The sequence below is a fragment of the Rhizobium bangladeshense genome (genome assembly GCF_001662075.1).
Lineage (GTDB): Bacteria > Pseudomonadota > Alphaproteobacteria > Rhizobiales > Rhizobiaceae > Rhizobium > Rhizobium bangladeshense_B.
Window position 1 is genome coordinate 16,861 of record NZ_LYPL01000023.1, and the last position, 16,822, is coordinate 33,682.

Here is a 16,822-nt window from a genome sequence, read left to right on the forward strand (position 1 = left end):
GGCGGCTACTTCTTGTCCAGCGGGTGAGGGCGGCCGAAATCCGGTGCGTCGACGTCCTGGCCAGCCTGGACGATCGAGCGGCGGATGGCACGTGTGCGGGTAAAAAGTTCGAAAATCTTATCGCCCTCACCCCAGCGGATCGCCCGCTGCAAATAGGCGAGATCCTCCGAGAAGCGCGCCAGCATTTCGAGGATTGCATCGCGATTGTGCAGGCAGACGTCGCGCCACATCGTCGGGTCGGAGGCGGCGAGACGGGTGAAATCGCGAAAGCCGGAGGCGGAATATTTGATGACTTCCGATTCCGTCACCGTCTCCAGATCGTCGGCAGTGCCGACGATGTTGTAGGCGATGATATGCGGCAGGTGCGAAACAATCGCGAGCACCTTGTCGTGGTGTTCCGCATCCATCTCGTCGACCTTCGAGCCGAGCGCCTGCCAAAAGCCGCGCAGCCGCTTCAAGGCCGTCTCGTCGGTACCTGCGACCGGCGTGAAGATGCACCAGCGGCCTTCGAAGAGGCCGGGGAAGCCGGCATCGGGGCCGGATTTTTCCGTGCCGGCCAGCGGATGGCCGGGGATGAAATGCACATTCTCAGGCATGTGCGGCTGCATCTGCGCGATGACGGAAGCCTTGGTCGAGCCAACATCGGTGACGATCGCGCCGGGCTTGAGGTTGCCGGCGATTTCCTTCGCCACGCTTTCCGAAGCGCCGACCGGCACCGAAACGATGATGAGATCGGCATCCGCGACGGCCTCTGCCGAAGAGGTGGTATAGCGATCGCCGAGGCCAAGCTCCTCCGCACGCTTCAGCGTGTCGGCGCTGCGTGTGGCGACGACGATCTCTTTCGTCAGCCCGAGCCGGCGAATGTCGTGGGCGAGCGAAGATCCGATCAGGCCGATGCCGATCAGCGCGATTCGGTCAAACAGCACGCTCATGCCTGACGTCCCATGAATTCGCGGAGTGCTGCAATGACGCCGCGATTGGCCTCTTCAGGGCCGATGCTCATGCGCAGCGCATTGGAAAAGCCGTAGCTGCGCACGGCGCGCAGGATGTAACCTCGGCTCGTCAGAAGTTCGTCCGCGTCGGCGGCACGCTTGCCGTCGATCTCGGGGAAATGGATGAGGACGAAATTCGCGACCGACGGCGTGACTTTCAGCCCGATCGCTTCCAGCGCCTCCGTCAACGTTTCCACCCACATCTGGTTGTAGGAGACGGCCTGCTGGACGAAAGCCTGGTCGCGGATGGCCGCGGCGCCGGCAGCGATCGCCGCCGCATTCAGGTTGAACGGCGCGCGGACGCGGTTCACCGCATCGACGATCTCGGCCGGCGCGTACATCCAGCCGACGCGCAACGCCGCCAGACCGTAGGCCTTCGAGAAGGTGCGGGTCATCACCACGTTGGAGCTGGAAGACACCACCTCGATCCCGGCTTCGTAGTCGTTGCGGCGCACATATTCGGCGTAAGCCGCATCGAGCACGAGGACGACGTGTTTCGGCAGGCCGGCCTGCAGGCGGCGGATTTCGCTGACGGGAATATAGGTGCCGGTGGGATTACCGGGATTGGCGATGAAGACGATCTTCGTCCTTTCCGTCACCGCGGCAAGGATCGCGTCGACATCGACGGTATAGTCCTTTTCCTTCACGACGACGGGCGTGGCACCCGTGCCCATGATCTGGATCTTGTAGACGAGGAAGCCGTGCTCGGTGATGATACCTTCGTCACCCGGGCCGAGATAAACATGGCAGAGCAGGCCGAGCAGTTCGTCCGAGCCGTTGCCGCAGAGGATGTTTGCCGGATTGAGGCCATGCACGGCGGCGATCGCCTCGCGCAGTTCGATCGCCTGCCCGTCGGGATAACGCCCGAGATTTTCGGCAGCGGCCTTGACCGCCTCGATCGCTTTCGGGCTGGCGCCGAGCGGCGTTTCGTTGGAGGAGAGCTTGTAGACTCGGGCAACACCCGGCGCATGTTCCTTGCCCGGCACATAAGATGCGATATCGAGAATACCGGGACGCGGAACGGGCTTGCTGATCTCAACGCTCATGGGTCGACCTTGGATTTTCCGGAAAATGACCAAGTGGCATTAAAGCGGAATGCGGTTCTTGTCGAGAGCGGGAACGGGGTCACCGGTTGCGCGCCGTCGGCACGCCGTGGGGTGCCAGCACCGGCACGAAGACGCGGCGCGACGCCCGTGCCGCCACCGGCAGCCCCTGATAAAGCCGCTTCTGCGCCTCGACGATAATGACGCCCGAAAAGGCCGGCCACAGCGTCCGGCCGATCCGCTCGAAGGCGCGGCGAAGTCGCAGGATGGTCCTGAGTTTCGAGGGCGGAAAGAACAGCGCTTCGGCCGTCGCGCCGGGCGTGAAATTCGTCTCGCGAAGCAGATGCGTCAGCTGGCCGCGCGAATAGGGCCGGCCCGAACCGAAGGGCGTATGCTCCATGCGCGCCCAGACGCCACGCCGGTTCGGCACAACGATGACCAGCCGTCCGCCCGGCGCCAGCACCCGCCAGAGTTCCTTCAGCGTCTCGCGCGGGCTTTCGGCGAATTCCAGCGAATGCACCATCAACACCCGGTCGATCGAGGAATCCGGCAGCGGCAGTTCCTCATCGAAAATCAGCGTCGTCGACGACAGCGAGCCCATCGGCCAGTTCACTGCGCCCTGTCCGGCCGGCATGAAGGCGAAGGTGCGCTCGGTATCGGCCTGGAACCGATCGAGGAAGGGCACGGCATAACCGAGACCGACCAGGCGCTCCTGCGGCAGGCGCACCCAAAGCGACGAAAGTGCCATGGCTATCGACTGCTCGGCAAAACGCCCGAGGTCGGAATGATAGAACTGACGTAGGTCGACGATATCGGCGTGCATTGCGATAAATGTTATCAGCGGCCGGTTGGACTTCAAGGCCGGAACCTCTACATTCCCGCGAGACTCGCAGGACAAAGGATTATTGAACGATGAAACCTTTGGAACTAGACGTTTTTCTCTGCCGCACCGACAATTTCGGCGTTCTCGTGCACGATCCGGAGACGGGTTTTACCGCGGCAATCGACGCGCCGGAGGAGGCGCCAATCCTGGAAGCGGCGACACGGCGCGGCTGGAAGATCACGCATATCTTCACCACCCATCATCACACCGATCACGTCGCCGCCAATCTGGCGCTGAAGGAGCAGTTCGGCTGCGAAATCATCGGCCCGATCAACGAGGCCATCGCCATTCCCGGCCTCGACCGGACGATGGCGGATGGCGACAGGTTCCTCTTCGGCAACCACACGGTCAATGCGATCGAGACCCCCGGCCACACCGCCGGCCACATCTGCTATCACTTCGTCGACGATAAGCTGCTTTTTGCCGCCGACACGCTGTTTGCTCTCGGCTGCGGCCGCCTGTTCGAGCGCCCCGCGGCCGACATGTGGCATTCCCTGCAAAAGCTTGCCGTGCTGCCGGATGAGACCGCCGTCTATTTCGGCCACGAATATACGCTTTCCAACGCCCGTTTCGCGTTGACGGTCGATCCCGATAATGAACGCCTGAAGAGCCGCGCCGCCGAGATCGAGGCTTTGCGCGCCCAGGGCAAATTCACCATCCCGACGACGCTGGGACTGGAAAAGGAAACCAATCCATTCCTGCGCGCCGGCGATCCGGCGATCCGCCGCAATCTGATCATGGAAGGCAAGACGAACGAGGAAGTCTTCGCCGAGATCCGCAAGCGCAAGGACAATTTCTGATGTCGCCCGAGGACATCGTCCGGCAACTTGGCATGCAGCCGCATCCGGAAGGCGGCTGGTACGTCGAGACATTCCGCGATACGGCGGGCGGAGAGCGCGGACATTCCACCGCGATCTATTACCTCCTGACCAGCGGGCAGCGCTCGCACTGGCATCGCGTCCACGACGCCGCCGAAATCTGGCATTACTATGCCGGCGCGCCGCTGGCGCTGCACCGCTCGCAGGACGGGGCGGCAAGCGAGACCCTGACGCTCGGACCGAATCTGATCGCAGGCGAGCGGCCGCAGGCGATCATTCCCGCCAATTGGTGGCAATCGGCCGAAAGCCTTGGCGATTTCACCCTGGTCGGCTGCACCGTTTCGCCCGGTTTCGTATTTTCAAGCTTCGAAATGGCCCCACCCGGCTGGACGCCAGGCGGCTAAAGCCTTTCCTGGTTAGATTGAAGTATTCTGTTGGCTCAAACGGAGTCGGATGGTCGACCGGCCGGCGCGCGTCGTAGCCCGGGCTCTGCGGCCAAGCCGACCGGTCGATCAGCCGGCCCGTTTCAGCCAACCCTCCCGCAGATTTGCCAGGCAAATCTGCAAGACTTGAAAATCGCCGGACGCACTGATCGCTTCGCCATGGCGAAGCGGTGCGGCCCGTGGGCCGGGCATGTTTCCGCCAGGACAGGGGCGATCGGCTCGGATGTACCTTGGGGTATGCCCATCGCCAATCGCCCCTGTCCCGACGAAAACCTACTCCGGCAGAATGCTTCAATCTAACCAGGAAAGGCTCTAAGACCTATTCCACCGCGGCCGGCCGCAGCCGGGACTTGCGACGGAACATCTCCTGGGCGGCCAGCGCCGCCCCGCCGGTGACGAGCAGGCAGGCGAGCGCGATCCGCCAGCTCGGCTCGGCAAATCCGAACAGCGTCAGGATCAGCGTCGAAAGCAGCGGTGCTGCATAACTTGCCGCGCCGAGGATCTGAATATCGCCGTTCTTGACGCCGTAATCCCAGGCGTAGAAGGCAGCGCCGACCGGCAAAAGCCCGAGCCCGATGACGGCGATCCATTCGAAGCCCGTTGCCGGCCAGACGGTCGTCTCGAGGCCGAGATGGCAGAAGAACGACAGGATTGACGTCGCAAGGCAGAAGCCGGTGACGACGTCGGTGGAGACCGCCTCGAAGCGCCGCGTCAACAGCGAATAGCCCGACCAGGTGAAGGCGCAGAGGAAGGCGGCACCGTAACCGACGACATAGGCGCCGTCGAAATCGATGCCGTTGCGGCCGACGATCAGGAAGGTGCCGCAAAGCCCGGCCAGCGCGCCCGCCACGTGATACCAGCGCAGCCGTTCGCCCGGCAGCAGCGCCGAGCCGACGACGATCAGCAGCGGCCAGAGATAGGCGATCAGCCCCGCCTCCACCGCCGGCGCGTTCCTGAGCGCGGTGAAATAGAGGAAATGGTAGCCGAAGAGCCCGGCAATGCCGGTCAGCCAGACCTTTGCCGGCTGCTTCAGCAGCGTCAGCCGCGACGGGTTGAGAATAAGCACGACGAGGCCGGGGACGCTGCCGATCGCAAAGCAGATGGCCGAAAGCTGGAACGGCGGCATCTTGCCCGAAGCAGCCGTAAACAGCGCCAGGAACGACCACATCATAATGGCCGTAAAGCCGATCAACGTCGCGCGAAGCTTCACCTGTCCCCCTTCACGGAGGCGAAAGCTCCGTCAGCTGACGCTGCCGTATTTAACGGCAGTGATCGTCACCATTCCATATTCGGTTGGAATGCGCACATAGACGGGAGCATATACATTTGCCGCGTCCGACTTGGCAAACCAGATTTCCATGCGGTCGCTCTTGCTCAGATAGTCGATATCCTTGCGGCCCTTCTTGTAGCCCGAGCGCGGCACGAAGCGCACGCCGCAGACAACCGCCTTGCCCTTGAAGCCGTCGGTCGAAAAATCCTTGTCGCCCTTCGGCGAGAGCACCAGATCCATGCGCGTCTCGCCATCGAAGATCGGCAGCGTCTGCGAGCAGACCTTGGTGTCGCCGGTGAAGACCAGGCCGGAGATCGGGTCGAGCACCGAGCGCATGTCGCGCGGCGTAACGTCGATCCAGTTCTTCGGCCGCTTTGGCTGCGGGGTCGTCGTCGCCGAGATGATATCGCCGTTGCGATAGCTGACCTCGTAGACGCGGGCTCTCTTGCCCTTCTTGTAGTAGAGCGAATATTTCAGCGCCTGCAGCCGGTCGTTACGGACGACGCCGCTAACGCTGGTCTTTGCCGAGATGGTCGTGACGAGATCGGCAAGGCCGGCGGATTTGATATCGCCGGCGATCGTATAGCTGTGATCGTCCTCGATCTGCGTCAGGAACGCGGCACGCGCGATCGGCAAGCCGGCAAGCGTCACCCGGTATACCGTCCGGTGCTGGATCTCGGCCGCCGATGCCGGTATGGCAAAAAGCGCGGCGATGGCCGAAATGAAAATGCGTCTGCCCGAATGAGCCATGTGTGAAGCCTTGTCTTGCCGCGCGCGCGGCAGCCCTTGCCGGAACGCTCTATACGCCCCCCATGCCGGGAAGAAAACAGCAGCTTTTTGACAGAATTGCGGGAAAGGCCAAGGTTTGGCTTGACGCGAGCAGGCTCTCTGACTATAGAACCGCAACTTTCCAATCATGCCTGTTGGATTGCGAGCCCGGTTTTGCCGGGGATGGCAATTCGATGGCCCGAGAAAAACAAGAATAGGTGTTCCATGTCCCGCGTGTGCGAATTGACCGGCAAGGCCGTCCTGACTGGTAACAATGTCAGCCATGCCAACAACAAGACCAAGCGCCGGTTCCTGCCGAACCTGTGCCAGGTAACGCTGATTTCCGACGCTCTCAACCAGCGTTATCGTCTTCGCGTTTCGGCTGCTGCTCTTCGTTCGGTCGAGCATCGTGGCGGCCTCGATGCCTTCCTGCTGAAGGCCAGCGAAAACGAACTGTCGATGCGCGCACGTCTGCTGCGCCGCCAGATCGTCAAGAAGACCGCCGAAGCGGCTGTCGCTGCCTAAGCTTCCGCCCTTCTTGCATAAGGCTTCAAAGGCTTGAACGGGTGAAACCGGACAAGCCTTTTGCTTTGCCGGATCGTCTCTCCAACTGGTGGCATCACCCAGGATAAAAAAATGCTGAAGACCCGCTATACCATTGCCTATGTCGCGCTGATGACGCTTGTTGTCGTCGCCTCCAACTTCCTCGTTCAGTTTCCGCTGAACGCCGAAGTCGCCGGCATCAATCTCGCTGACATCCTGACCTGGGGCGCCTTCTCCTATCCGGTCGCTTTCCTGATCACCGATCTGACCAATCGCCAGTTCGGCCCGCAGGCCGCCCGCAAGGTCGTCCTTGCCGGTTTTGTCGTCGGCGTCAGCCTCTCCTTCTTCACCTCGGCGCCGCGTATCGCCATTGCCTCCGGTTCGGCCTATCTCGCCGGACAGCTGCTCGATATTGCCGTCTTCAACCGCCTTCGCCGCCAGGCCTGGTGGCGCGCGCCGCTCCTCGGCTCGCTGATCGGCTCGGCGCTCGATACGGTGATGTTCTTTTCGCTTTCTTTTGCCGCGTTTTTCGTCTTGCTCGGCCCGAATGAGCCTTTTGCGCTGGAAGCGGCTCCCATCCTTGGCGTTTTCGCTGCCGAGGCGCCGCGCTGGATTTCCTGGGCGATCGGCGATTTCGCCGTCAAGATGATCGTCGGCCTCGTCATGCTGCTGCCCTATGGCGCGCTGATGAACGTGCTGCGGCCGATGCAACCCGCCCGCGCCAGCTGAAATCGGCGGAGACGTCACCGACGCCTTCGGACCGCGCCGGCGGCGATGGCGGGGTGCAGAAGAACCTCTGCGAGCAGATCGTCGATGTCTCGCGACGAATCGAGCCGCAGCACCGGCGCGGTCTGCGTTTCCAACCATTGCTCATGCGCCGCGAGGCTGCGGCGCTCGGGGCCGGCCGTATCGTAGCTTGCTGCCCATGCCAGGAATTCTCCGCTTTTCACTTCCATGTCACCGCCAGGCCCGATCCTGTGTCCGTATCGAGCCGCCTCACGCGCACGGATTCGCGCCATGCGAAGCTCCGGCTCGATCCTGAGGAACACAATCAGATCGTAGAGCGGCTCGCGCGGCTTTCCCCATTTCAGCGCCGATCCTGAAAGAATCCAGCCGCCGGGACGCCGCGTCTCCTCCAGAGCATTTCCTGGTTAGATTGAATCATTCTGTTGGCTTAAACGGAGTCGAATGCTTGACCGGCCGGCGCGTGTCGTAGCCCAGCTCTACGGCCAAGCCGGCCGGTCGAGCAGGCGGCCCGTTTCAGCCAACCACGAAGGGCCGGGCATGTTTCCGCCAGGATCAGAGGCGATCGGCTCGGACGTACTAAGGGGTATGCCCATCGCCATTCGCCTCTGCCCTGACGAAAACCTGCTCCGGCAGAATGCTTCAATCTAACCAGGAAATGCTCTAGCAGCGGCCTTATGCGCTCGCCGGCATCCCGCAGTGTCGTGAACGGCGGATCGGTCGGCAGCCAGAAGAAATCGTCGGTGTCGAGATGGGCAATATCCAGCTTTTCGGAAAGCGCACGGCCGAGCGACGTGGTGCCGGAACCGGACGCACCCATCACATGAATATGCACCATGATTTTCCTTCGAAAACCGCCGCTTCTGCAATACCGCCAGCGGGATAACCGAGGCATGTGACGTCAATCTGACGATCCTAGCAATTGCGGCTCTTCGGCGAGCCGGAATTCCAGCATCAGATTACGCTGCAGAATGGAGTGGTTGTCGTCCGACACCAAAACGATATGGGTGGTGCCGTCTTCCGCCTGAAAAGCATCGAGCCCCTCCATATTGTCGATCTGCGAATTGAAACTGCCTTCGAGCAGCAATTCGCCCTCGACCACAGCCCCCGGCCTGATATCGGCGCCCTTGATGCGGCGAAGACGCATGCCGATGCCCTCGGCCATGTTGAAGCGGCGTTCGAGCAGCAGCAGGTCGCCGTTCGGCAGGAAGGTCCCGTCGGTGACGTCGAAACTCCCGTCCCGCGCCACCGCAAATCGCCCTTTCAGCGGCCCGCTGAGAATTGCCGCCACCCGATTGCCCTCGTTGTCGAGGCCGCGCTCGGAGACCACAACCACACCGCCCTTGAGCGGGCTCGACCCCGGCGCAACAGCAATCGTCTCGATACCGCGATTATCCTTCAGCATCTTGCGCGGAATGAGGAGCGGAAGGGTGCCGATCGCCCGCGATTCGGCAAAGCCTGGATCGGGATAGATATCGACCCGATGATCCTGCTCGAAGGAGACCAGGATCCGGTCGCCGTCGAGCGCCAGGCCCTCGGCATCCATATATCCCTTGCCTTCCAAACTCAGGCCTGCACGGTTGCTCATCGGCGTGATCTCGACATCCGAAAGGCCCGAAAGCTTGCCCTTGGCATCGCGCTCGATGCTGCCGGTCAGCCACTGGCCGGTATCGAGCACGACCACGAAATGCTTCTGGTCCGGCCGAAAACGGATGGAGGAAAGCGAGCCGAACAGCGCCTTGCCGGAAACCATCTCCAGCCCGCCGAGAAATTCCAGCGATCCTAATTTCATCTCCGATGAGCCGATCCCGAAATCTGCTATTTGCCGGCTAATGACCGACGCATCGCCGCCCGCCCATGATGGGTTAGCGCCTGTTGCGATACAAAGAGCGATCGACGCCGCATGGCAGAGGCGCTTGCCTGTCATTCCGGACATTTCCCTGAAGCGGCGTCAGCCGGCACGGCGCAGCCGGCCGCCGCGCGGCTGGGCGGATTGATCTTCGAAAAGCGAGGCAAGCTGCTCAGTCATCGCGCCGGCAAGCTCGTCGGCATCGACGATCGTCACTGCCCGGCGGTAGTAGCGCGTCACGTCGTGACCGATACCGATCGCCAGCAACTCCACCGGTGAACGGGTCTCGATCCGTTCGATCACGGCGCGCAAATGCCGCTCCAGATAATTGCCGGGATTGACCGACAGCGTCGAATCGTCCACCGGCGCCCCGTCAGAGATCATCATCAGGATTCGGCGCTGTTCGCGGCGCGCAAGCAGGCGGTTATGCGCCCAGATCAGCGCCTCGCCGTCGATATTTTCCTTCAGCAGGCCCTCGCGCATCATCAGCCCGAGATTGGCGCGCGCCCGCCGCCACGGCGCATCGGCCGATTTGTAGACGATGTGGCGCAGGTCGTTGAGGCGGCCCGGCGTCTGCGGCTTACCGCCGGCAAGCCAGGTTTCACGCGCCTGCCCGCCCTTCCAGGCCTTTGTCGTAAAGCCGAGGATCTCGACTTTGACGCCGCAGCGCTCCAGCGTGCGGGCGAGAATGTCGGCGCAGGTGGCGGCGACCGTAATCGGCCGGCCGCGCATCGAGCCGGAATTGTCGATGAGCAGGGTGACAACCGTATCGCGGAACTGCGTGTCGCGCTCCATCTTGAAGGAGAGCGCCTGCATCGGATCGATGATGATGCGCTGCAGCCGGGCCGGATCGAGATAACCTTCCTCTAGATCGAAATCCCAGGAGCGGTTCTGCTGCGCCATCAGGCGGCGCTGCAGCCGGTTGGCGAGGCGGCCGACGGCACCCTGCAGATGCGCCAGCTGCTTGTCGAGGAAGGCGCGCAGGCGCTCCAGCTCAGCGGCGTCGCAGAGCTCCTCGGCGGTGATGATCTCGTCGAACTCTTCGGTATAGACGTGATAATCGACCTTCTCGTTGAAATCAGCGAATGGCGTGTTCGGACGGCGGGTCTCGCCCGGCGTTTCCGAATCGTCCTCGCCCTCCTCCATCATGTCGTCGTCGGAGATTTCGGCGCCTTCGGTCTCGCCGTCCTCCATCTGTTCGTCGGCGACTTCACTGTCCTCGACCGGGGCGGCATCGGTGCCGGCATCCTCGTCGACCTCGTCCTGATCCTGCTCGTCGCCGCTCGGCTGGTCTTCCTGCTCCGATTGATCGTCATTGTCGGCTTGGCTGTCGTCATCGCCGTATTCCTCGGCCATCTCCATGGCCGACAGCATGTTGCGGATCACCTTGGCGAAGGCCTGCTGGTCGTTGATCGCACCCGACAGGTTGTCGAGCTCGGAGCCCGCCTTGTCCTCGATGAAGCCGCGCCAGAGGTCGAGCACCTTGCCGGCGGAGGCCGGCGGGCGCTGGCCGGTCAGCTTCTCACGCACCATCATCGCGACGGCTTCGCCGATCGGTGCGTCTTCCTGGCGCTCGATGCCGGTGAAGTTCGCCTTGGAGTATTTCTCCTCGGTCATCGAGCGCAGGTTCGACGCCATGCCCTCCATGCGCAGCGCGCCGATCGATTCGACGCGCGCCTGCTCGACCGCGTCGAAGATCACCCGAGCGTCCGAGCCCTGCGGCGCCATCGTGGCATGCACCTTCTCGTCATGGCAGGCAAGCCGCAGCGCCATGGAATCACCAAGCCCGCGGGTGACCGCCAGCTCATGCGCCGTCGGTCGCTTGGAAAGCTCCGGCAGGCGGATGCGCTCGCCGGTCATTCCCGGCCGTTCGTTGGCGAAGGTTACCTCGACATCGCCGTCGCCGGCGACCGAGCGCACGCAGCCTGATATCGCCCGGCGCAACGGCTCGACATCGACGGGCGCGCCGGGCTTTGCTTTCGAATTGTCACCGCGAGCTGCCATGATCGGTCGGTCTCAGGCTCCGAGAACGATGTTGGCGGCACTTTCCTTCAGCTCGACGCCGAAGGCGCGCTGATAGTGCTCGGCGACCAGCGGCCGCTCCAGCTCGTCGCACTTGTTGAGGAAGGTGGTGCGGAAGGCGAAGGCGAGATCGCCGAAGATCTCGGCGTTCTCGGCCCAGGTAATAACCGTGCGCGGGCTCATGACGGTCGACAGGTCACCGTTCATGAAGGCAGCACGGGTGAGATCCGCGACACGCACCATCTTTGACACGATCTCGCGGCCTTCCCTGTCCTTGCCGAAGCTCTTCACCTTGGCGGCGACGATATTCACTTCGTGATCATGCGGCAGATAATTCAGCGTCGTGACGATCGACCAGCGGTCCATCTGCGCCTGGTTGATCTGCTGCGTGCCGTGATAAAGGCCCGTGGTGTCACCGAGGCCTATCGTATTGGCGGTCGCAAACAGGCGGAACGCCGGGTGCGGCCGGATGACGCGGCTCTGATCGAGCAGCGTCAGGCGGCCGGAGGATTCGAGCACGCGCTGGATGACGAACATCACATCAGGACGACCGGCATCATATTCGTCGAAGACGAGAGCGACATTGTGCTGATAGGCCCAGGGCAGGATGCCGTCCTTGAATTCGGTGACCTGCAGCCCGTCCTTGACGACGATTGCGTCCTTGCCGACGAGATCGATACGGCTGACATGGCTGTCGAGGTTGATGCGCACGCAAGGCCAGTTGAGCCGTGCCGCCACCTGTTCGATATGCGAGGACTTGCCGGTGCCGTGATAGCCGGAGATCATCACGCGTCGGTTATGGGCAAAGCCTGCGAGAATGGCGAGCGTCGTGTCGCGGTCGAACAGATAGTCGGGATCGAGGTCCGGCACATAGGCGTCGCCCTTGCTGTAGGCGGGAACGCGGATGTCCGAATCGATGCCAAAGGTCTCGCGAACCGAAACGGTGGTGTCGGGCAGTTCAGATATATCCAGGTCGATCTTGCTCATCATGTCTCCAAGGCGGGTGATGCCACCCGGCCATACTGTCTCAGGCCATGTCGCAACCGTGACGCCGCGATTTTATCCGCGCCGTCCAGGTCGGAACGTCGGCGATACTTCTCCGGGACTGAAACGAAACCTCGGCGGGATGATGACCGCTTGCGAGCATTCTTGAAAGAGTCCCGGACAAGAAACGCCGCGTCCGGAAGGTCGGCGGAGGCGGTGGGTAAACACGCAAATATGAGCCGCGTTTGCCTGCGGCCTCAGCCGATTTGGACCATACCCGATTGAACCCTAAGAGCAAGGACGGGAATTAACAAAAACCGTTCTGCTTCAACAATTGATAGGCCTGGATGACGGCGCGGAAACGCTCCTCCGAGCCGCGATCACCGCCATTGGCATCCGGATGGTGCTTCTTGACCAGTTCCTTGTAGCGGCTCTTGATCTCCGCCGATGTCGCATTGGCATGCAGTCCCATCGTATCGAAGGCCTTGCTTTCCAGCGATTTCAGCTTGCGCGCCTGGGGAAACCGCGGGCCGCTGCCCTTGCCGCCTTCCTTGACGAAGCCGAAGGGATCGCGAACGCGCGTATAGGCGCCGGAGCGGACTTCCGAATGCAGCGGACTGTCCTTCGCCGATTTGTTGACGCCGACCGTCCATGTCGGCCGGTGGCCGGTGATCGCCTCTTTCTGGTATCGCGCGATCTCGCCGTCCGACAGACCGGAGAAATAGTTGTAGCCCTTGTTGTATTCCTTGACGTGCTCGAAGCAGAACAAAAAGAACTGGCCTTCCGCATTGCGTCCGACGGGAGCGCGATGCGAACCTTTCTTGTCGCAGCCGTCCCATTGACAGGTAGGCGGCGCCTGCTCTGTCTCCTGCTCGCGTTTGCGGCGTGTTCGGATGCGATCGAAATATTTGGAATCAAGTCTCATGGCGGCGCTAATTATGGGGCTGTCGGAAGGCGACAACAAGAATTGACAAATGGGAATGTTGCTGGCTTGGTGGGAACCCCTTTCGCGCAACAGCAAGACCGGATGATGACCCTCAGGACCCGCATCGAAGAGAAACTTGTCGAAGCCTTCGCGCCGGAACGCCTGAGCGTCATCGACGAAAGCCACCTGCATGCCGGCCATCATCCCGATATCACAGGCACCGGCGAAACCCACATGCGGGTGAGGATCGTTTCGGCGAAATTTGCCGGCCTGTCGCGGCTGGCGCGCCACCGCGCCATCACGGATCTGCTGAAACCGGAACTCGATGCCGGCCTGCATGCGCTGGCCGTCGAACCGGCAGCACCGGGGGAGGCGACGCGATGGTAGAACCGCAGCCTATATAGGAACCGGCTGCCTTCGCGCCAAGCCGATCAGGCCGGCTTTGCGCCGTCTTCCCCGGCGGGCCGGATGCGCAGCTTGGTGATGCGGTTCTTCTCCCGCTTCATGACGACGAAACGTTTGCCATAAAAGGTGAAGGCCTGGCGCTCTTCCGGAATGGTCATCGATTCATGGATGACGAGGCCGGCGATCGTCGTCGCCTCCTCGTCGGGCAGGTTCCAGTCGAGCGCACGGTTGAGGTCGCGGATCGGCACGCCGCCATCGACGACAATCGAACCATCCGCTTCCTGGCGCACGCCCTGAATCTCGATGTCGTGCTCGTCGGAAATGTCGCCGACGATTTCCTCGAGAATATCCTCGAGCGTGACGATGCCCTGCACCTCGCCATATTCGTCGACGACGACGGCGAAATGTTGTTTGCGGCGCAGGAAGGCATTGAGCTGGTCTTCGAGATTGGTGCTGTCGGGCACGAACCACGGCTTCTGCGCAATCTTGACGATATCGAGGTTCTGCGGCTCCATGTTCGGCTCGGCCAGCGCGCGCAGGAGATCCTTGGCATGGACGACGCCGATGATGTTGTCGATCGTGCCGCGCCACAGCGGCATGCGCGTATAGGGGCTTTCGAGGATGGCGCGCACCACCGTTTCCGGCGGATCGTCGGCATTGATCGCCCGCATCGCGGTGCGGTGGACCATGATGTCTGATAATTCCAGCTCACCGAGGTCGAGCACGCCGCCGAGCCGGTCGCGATCGGCCTTTACCACCGATCCCTCACGGTGGAGCAGATCGACAGCGCCGCGCAGTTCCTCATGCGCCGTCAGCATCGACACCTCCCGTGAGAGATTGATGCCGAACAGGGCCAGAATCCGCCGCACGATCGCATTGACGAAGGAGGACGCCGGCCCGACGACGGCGACGAAAAGCCTGGCTGGAAGCGCCGCTGCAAGCGCGAAGCGCTCCGGCGTCGAGATCGCCCAGCTCTTCGGCAGCACTTCCGCGAAGATGACGAGGATGACGGTCATCGCCAGCGTCGCCAGCGCCACGCCGGAACTGCCGAACAGCCCGAGAAACAGGCTGGTGGCGATCGACGACGACAGGATATTGGCGAGATTGTTGCCGATCAGCAGCGCGCCGATCAGCCGGTCGCGCCGCTCGATCAGCTGGCGCACGAGACCGGCGCGCTCGTCGCCGTTGACCTCAAGCGTATGGATACGGCTGCGCGAAACGGCGGTCAGCGCGGTTTCTGAGCCGGAAAAGAAGGCGGACATCAGCACGAGCGCCGTGATCGAAATGATCTCCGGCCAATATGTCGCGAGAAATGCCAGAGCGCCTTCGACCGTCATCAGGGGTGTTTTTCCCGGAGAAAGCTGATCACCTCGGAGGCCGGAACGTCGTCGGCGACGAAGGACTGGCCGATGCCGCGCGTCAGGATGAAGGTGAGCTTGCCGCCCTTGACCTTCTTGTCCTGCGCGATCGCATCCATCAGCACCTCGGCCGGCGGCAACTCGCCCGGAATGTCGGACATCCGGGTCGGCAGGCCGACCGCCCGCAGATGCCGCTCGACACGGCGCGCATCGTCGGGGCTTGCGAGGTTCATCCGTGCGGAGAATTCATGCGCCAGCACCATGCCGATCGAAACGCCTTCGCCGTGCACAAGGCGGCGGCTGTCATAGGCGGTCGCCGCTTCCAGCGCATGGCCGAAAGTGTGGCCGAGATTGAGCAGCGCCCGCTGGCCGTTCTCTCGCTCGTCGGCGACGACGACATCCGCCTTCGCCTGGCAACTGGTGGCGATCGCCTCGATGCGGGCGGTGCCGCCAGCAAACACGGCCTTCCAGTTCGCTTCCAGCCAGGCGAAGAAATCCGGCTTGTCAATCAAACCGTATTTCGCGACTTCGGCGTAACCGGCTCGAAATTCACGCTCGCTCAGCGAGTTCAGCACATCGGTATCGGCCAGAACCAGATCCGCCTGGTGAAAAACGCCGATCAGGTTCTTGCCGTGGCGGGAATTGATGCCGGTCTTGCCGCCGACGGAAGAATCGACCTGCGCCAGCAGCGAGGTCGGCACCTGCACGAAGCGCACGCCGCGACGTACGATGCCGGCCGCAAATCCAGAGAGGTCGCCGATGACGCCGCCGCCGAGCGCGATGACGTAGTCGTTGCGCTCAACGCGGGCTTCCAGCACCTTGTCGCAGGCCGTCATCAGATGCTCGAAACTCTTCGTCTTCTCGCCGGCCGGCAGCACCACCGCAGCCGAGTCGATGCCCACATCAGTAAGGCTTGCAACGAGCGCTTCGAGATAAAGCGGAGCGACATTTTCGTCGGTGATGACCGCCGCCTTGCGGCCCTTGAGGCGGGAGGCGATTTCGGCCCCGGCCCGCGCGATCAGCCCCGGCCCGATCAGGATGTCATAGGCGCGCTCGCCGAGCGGCACATGCACCGTCTGGACGGTGGGAGCGGAGGTTATCGCATTCATGACGCTGGACTTTCTTTCTGAGCTTCGATCACCGCCGTCAGCACCTCGTCGGCCATGATTTCCTTGCGCACATCGCGCGAGAGCACGGTGAGATCAGCCTGGGCGTAGATCGGATACCGTGCGTTCATCAGGTTTTCGAGCGTCTGCTTCGGATTTTCGGTCTTAAGCAAGGGGCGGTTGTCGCGCTTGTTGACCCGCTCCCAGAGCACATCGAGATCCGCCTTCAGCCAGACGGAGACGCCGCCCTTCCTGATATGCCGGCGCGTCCGCTCGTTGATGAAGGCGCCGCCACCGGTCGAGACGACCCGCGGCCCGCCCTTTAAGAGCCGCTTCATGACCCGCGTTTCCAGCGCCCGGAATTCGTCCTCGCCATAGGCCGCGAAAAGTTCGGGGATCGTCATGCGCGACACCCGCTCTATTTCGTGGTCGCTGTCGATGAAGGGAATCCCGAGCTGGCTGGCAACGATGCGCCCGACGGCGGATTTTCCCGCACCCATCAGCCCGACGAGGATCAGATTGCGTGAACCGAGGGCGGCGCGAGCTCTGTCTTTCAGGCTGTCAGCAACGGTCAGCAGTGGTTCACTCATCGGTCCATTCACACTTTGTTTGCAAACCGTATCGACAAATGCAGATGGAGCGTCAAGTCGCGGACAAGGGATTCATGGC

General features: G+C 62.4%; 18 protein-coding genes and 1 pseudogene. 5 read left to right on the forward strand and 14 right to left on the reverse strand.

Translation table 11 applies throughout. The features are described from left to right. Window positions 1-5: 5 nt before the first annotated feature. From A7X77_RS29310 to A7X77_RS29320, 3 genes are all read right to left on the reverse strand, one after another. Window positions 6-932, reverse strand: coding sequence for a prephenate/arogenate dehydrogenase family protein (locus tag A7X77_RS29310; protein WP_064686335.1), 927 nt, complete (start codon window positions 930-932; stop codon window positions 6-8). Continuing rightward, window positions 929-2,038 carry a histidinol-phosphate transaminase gene (hisC, locus tag A7X77_RS29315; RefSeq protein WP_064686336.1) on the reverse strand — a complete coding sequence of 370 codons (1,110 nt, stop codon included), beginning with the start codon at window positions 2,036-2,038 and terminating at the stop codon, window positions 929-931. Before hisC ends, A7X77_RS29310 begins: the two co-directional genes overlap by 4 nt. Window positions 2,039-2,117: 79 nt before the next feature. Further along, window positions 2,118-2,894 carry a class I SAM-dependent methyltransferase gene (locus A7X77_RS29320; RefSeq protein ID WP_038691615.1) on the reverse strand — a complete coding sequence of 259 codons (777 nt, stop codon included), beginning with the start codon at window positions 2,892-2,894 and terminating at the stop codon, window positions 2,118-2,120. Between the two features lie 53 nt (window positions 2,895-2,947). On the opposite strand from A7X77_RS29320, the gene gloB reads away from it, so the two are divergent. Together gloB and A7X77_RS29330 are read left to right on the forward strand one after the other, a co-directional pair. After that, on the forward strand, window positions 2,948-3,718 hold the full coding sequence (gloB, locus tag A7X77_RS29325) for a hydroxyacylglutathione hydrolase (protein WP_064686337.1): 771 nt from the start codon (window positions 2,948-2,950) through the stop codon (window positions 3,716-3,718). Further along, window positions 3,718-4,140: a cupin domain-containing protein gene (locus A7X77_RS29330; RefSeq protein ID WP_064686338.1), complete on the forward strand. Its 423-nt coding sequence runs from the start codon at window positions 3,718-3,720 to the stop codon at window positions 4,138-4,140. The genes gloB and A7X77_RS29330 overlap by 1 nt, the downstream gene beginning before the upstream one ends. 358 nt (window positions 4,141-4,498) lie before the next feature. On the opposite strand, the gene yddG is transcribed toward A7X77_RS29330, so the two are convergent. Continuing rightward, window positions 4,499-5,389 carry an aromatic amino acid exporter YddG gene (gene yddG, locus A7X77_RS29335; RefSeq protein WP_064686339.1) on the reverse strand — a complete coding sequence of 297 codons (891 nt, stop codon included), beginning with the start codon at window positions 5,387-5,389 and terminating at the stop codon, window positions 4,499-4,501. A gap of 30 nt (window positions 5,390-5,419) precedes the next feature. After that, entirely contained in the window at window positions 5,420-6,199 is a 780-nt protein-coding gene (locus A7X77_RS29340; protein ID WP_064686340.1) for a DUF3108 domain-containing protein, read from the reverse strand. Between the two features lie 243 nt (window positions 6,200-6,442). Here A7X77_RS29340 and rpmB point away from each other — a divergent pair, with 243 nt between their 5' ends. Further along, window positions 6,443-6,742, forward strand: a complete 300-nt coding sequence (gene rpmB / locus A7X77_RS29345; protein ID WP_004679586.1) for a 50S ribosomal protein L28 — start codon at window positions 6,443-6,445, stop codon at window positions 6,740-6,742. 111 nt (window positions 6,743-6,853) lie between these two features. Then, a complete protein-coding gene (locus tag A7X77_RS29350; RefSeq protein WP_064686341.1) occupies window positions 6,854-7,489 on the forward strand; it encodes a VUT family protein in 636 nt (211 codons plus the stop codon). A 14-nt stretch (window positions 7,490-7,503) separates the two neighbouring features. Here A7X77_RS29350 and A7X77_RS29355 read toward each other — a convergent pair. The 6 genes and pseudogenes from A7X77_RS29355 to A7X77_RS29380 all read right to left on the reverse strand — a co-directional run. After that, window positions 7,504-7,899, reverse strand: a pseudogene (locus tag A7X77_RS29355) (adenylate kinase); the annotation flags it as partial. A gap of 35 nt (window positions 7,900-7,934) precedes the next feature. Then, complete coding sequence (locus A7X77_RS34465) at window positions 7,935-8,342, reverse strand: hypothetical protein (protein ID WP_432431357.1); 408 nt, start codon at window positions 8,340-8,342, stop codon at window positions 7,935-7,937. A 63-nt stretch (window positions 8,343-8,405) separates the two neighbouring features. Continuing rightward, on the reverse strand, window positions 8,406-9,431 hold the full coding sequence (locus A7X77_RS29365; protein WP_064686342.1) for an esterase-like activity of phytase family protein: 1,026 nt from the start codon (window positions 9,429-9,431) through the stop codon (window positions 8,406-8,408). A 24-nt stretch (window positions 9,432-9,455) separates the two neighbouring features. Continuing rightward, window positions 9,456-11,357 carry a cobaltochelatase subunit CobT gene (cobT, locus tag A7X77_RS29370; RefSeq protein ID WP_064686343.1) on the reverse strand — a complete coding sequence of 634 codons (1,902 nt, stop codon included), beginning with the start codon at window positions 11,355-11,357 and terminating at the stop codon, window positions 9,456-9,458. Window positions 11,358-11,369: 12 nt separating this feature from the next. Next, window positions 11,370-12,362, reverse strand: a complete 993-nt coding sequence (gene cobS / locus A7X77_RS29375; RefSeq protein ID WP_010030065.1) for a cobaltochelatase subunit CobS — start codon at window positions 12,360-12,362, stop codon at window positions 11,370-11,372. Window positions 12,363-12,666: 304 nt separating this feature from the next. Next, window positions 12,667-13,284, reverse strand: a complete 618-nt coding sequence (locus A7X77_RS29380; RefSeq protein WP_064686344.1) for a J domain-containing protein — start codon at window positions 13,282-13,284, stop codon at window positions 12,667-12,669. Window positions 13,285-13,386: 102 nt separating this feature from the next. Here A7X77_RS29380 and A7X77_RS29385 point away from each other — a divergent pair, with 102 nt between their 5' ends. Continuing rightward, on the forward strand, window positions 13,387-13,671 hold the full coding sequence (locus A7X77_RS29385; protein ID WP_197486910.1) for a BolA family protein: 285 nt from the start codon (window positions 13,387-13,389) through the stop codon (window positions 13,669-13,671). 44 nt (window positions 13,672-13,715) lie between these two features. Here A7X77_RS29385 and A7X77_RS29390 read toward each other — a convergent pair whose 3' ends face one another. The 3 genes from A7X77_RS29390 to A7X77_RS29400 are packed head-to-tail and all read right to left on the reverse strand — an operon-like array spanning window position 13,716 to window position 16,743. Then, window positions 13,716-15,026: an HlyC/CorC family transporter gene (locus A7X77_RS29390; RefSeq protein ID WP_064686345.1), complete on the reverse strand. Its 1,311-nt coding sequence runs from the start codon at window positions 15,024-15,026 to the stop codon at window positions 13,716-13,718. After that, a complete protein-coding gene (gene aroB / locus A7X77_RS29395; protein WP_064686346.1) occupies window positions 15,026-16,156 on the reverse strand; it encodes a 3-dehydroquinate synthase in 1,131 nt (376 codons plus the stop codon). Before aroB ends, A7X77_RS29390 begins: the two co-directional genes overlap by 1 nt. Continuing rightward, entirely contained in the window at window positions 16,153-16,743 is a 591-nt protein-coding gene (locus A7X77_RS29400; protein ID WP_064686347.1) for a shikimate kinase, read from the reverse strand. The genes aroB and A7X77_RS29400 overlap by 4 nt, the downstream gene beginning before the upstream one ends. Window positions 16,744-16,822 lie beyond the last annotated feature (79 nt).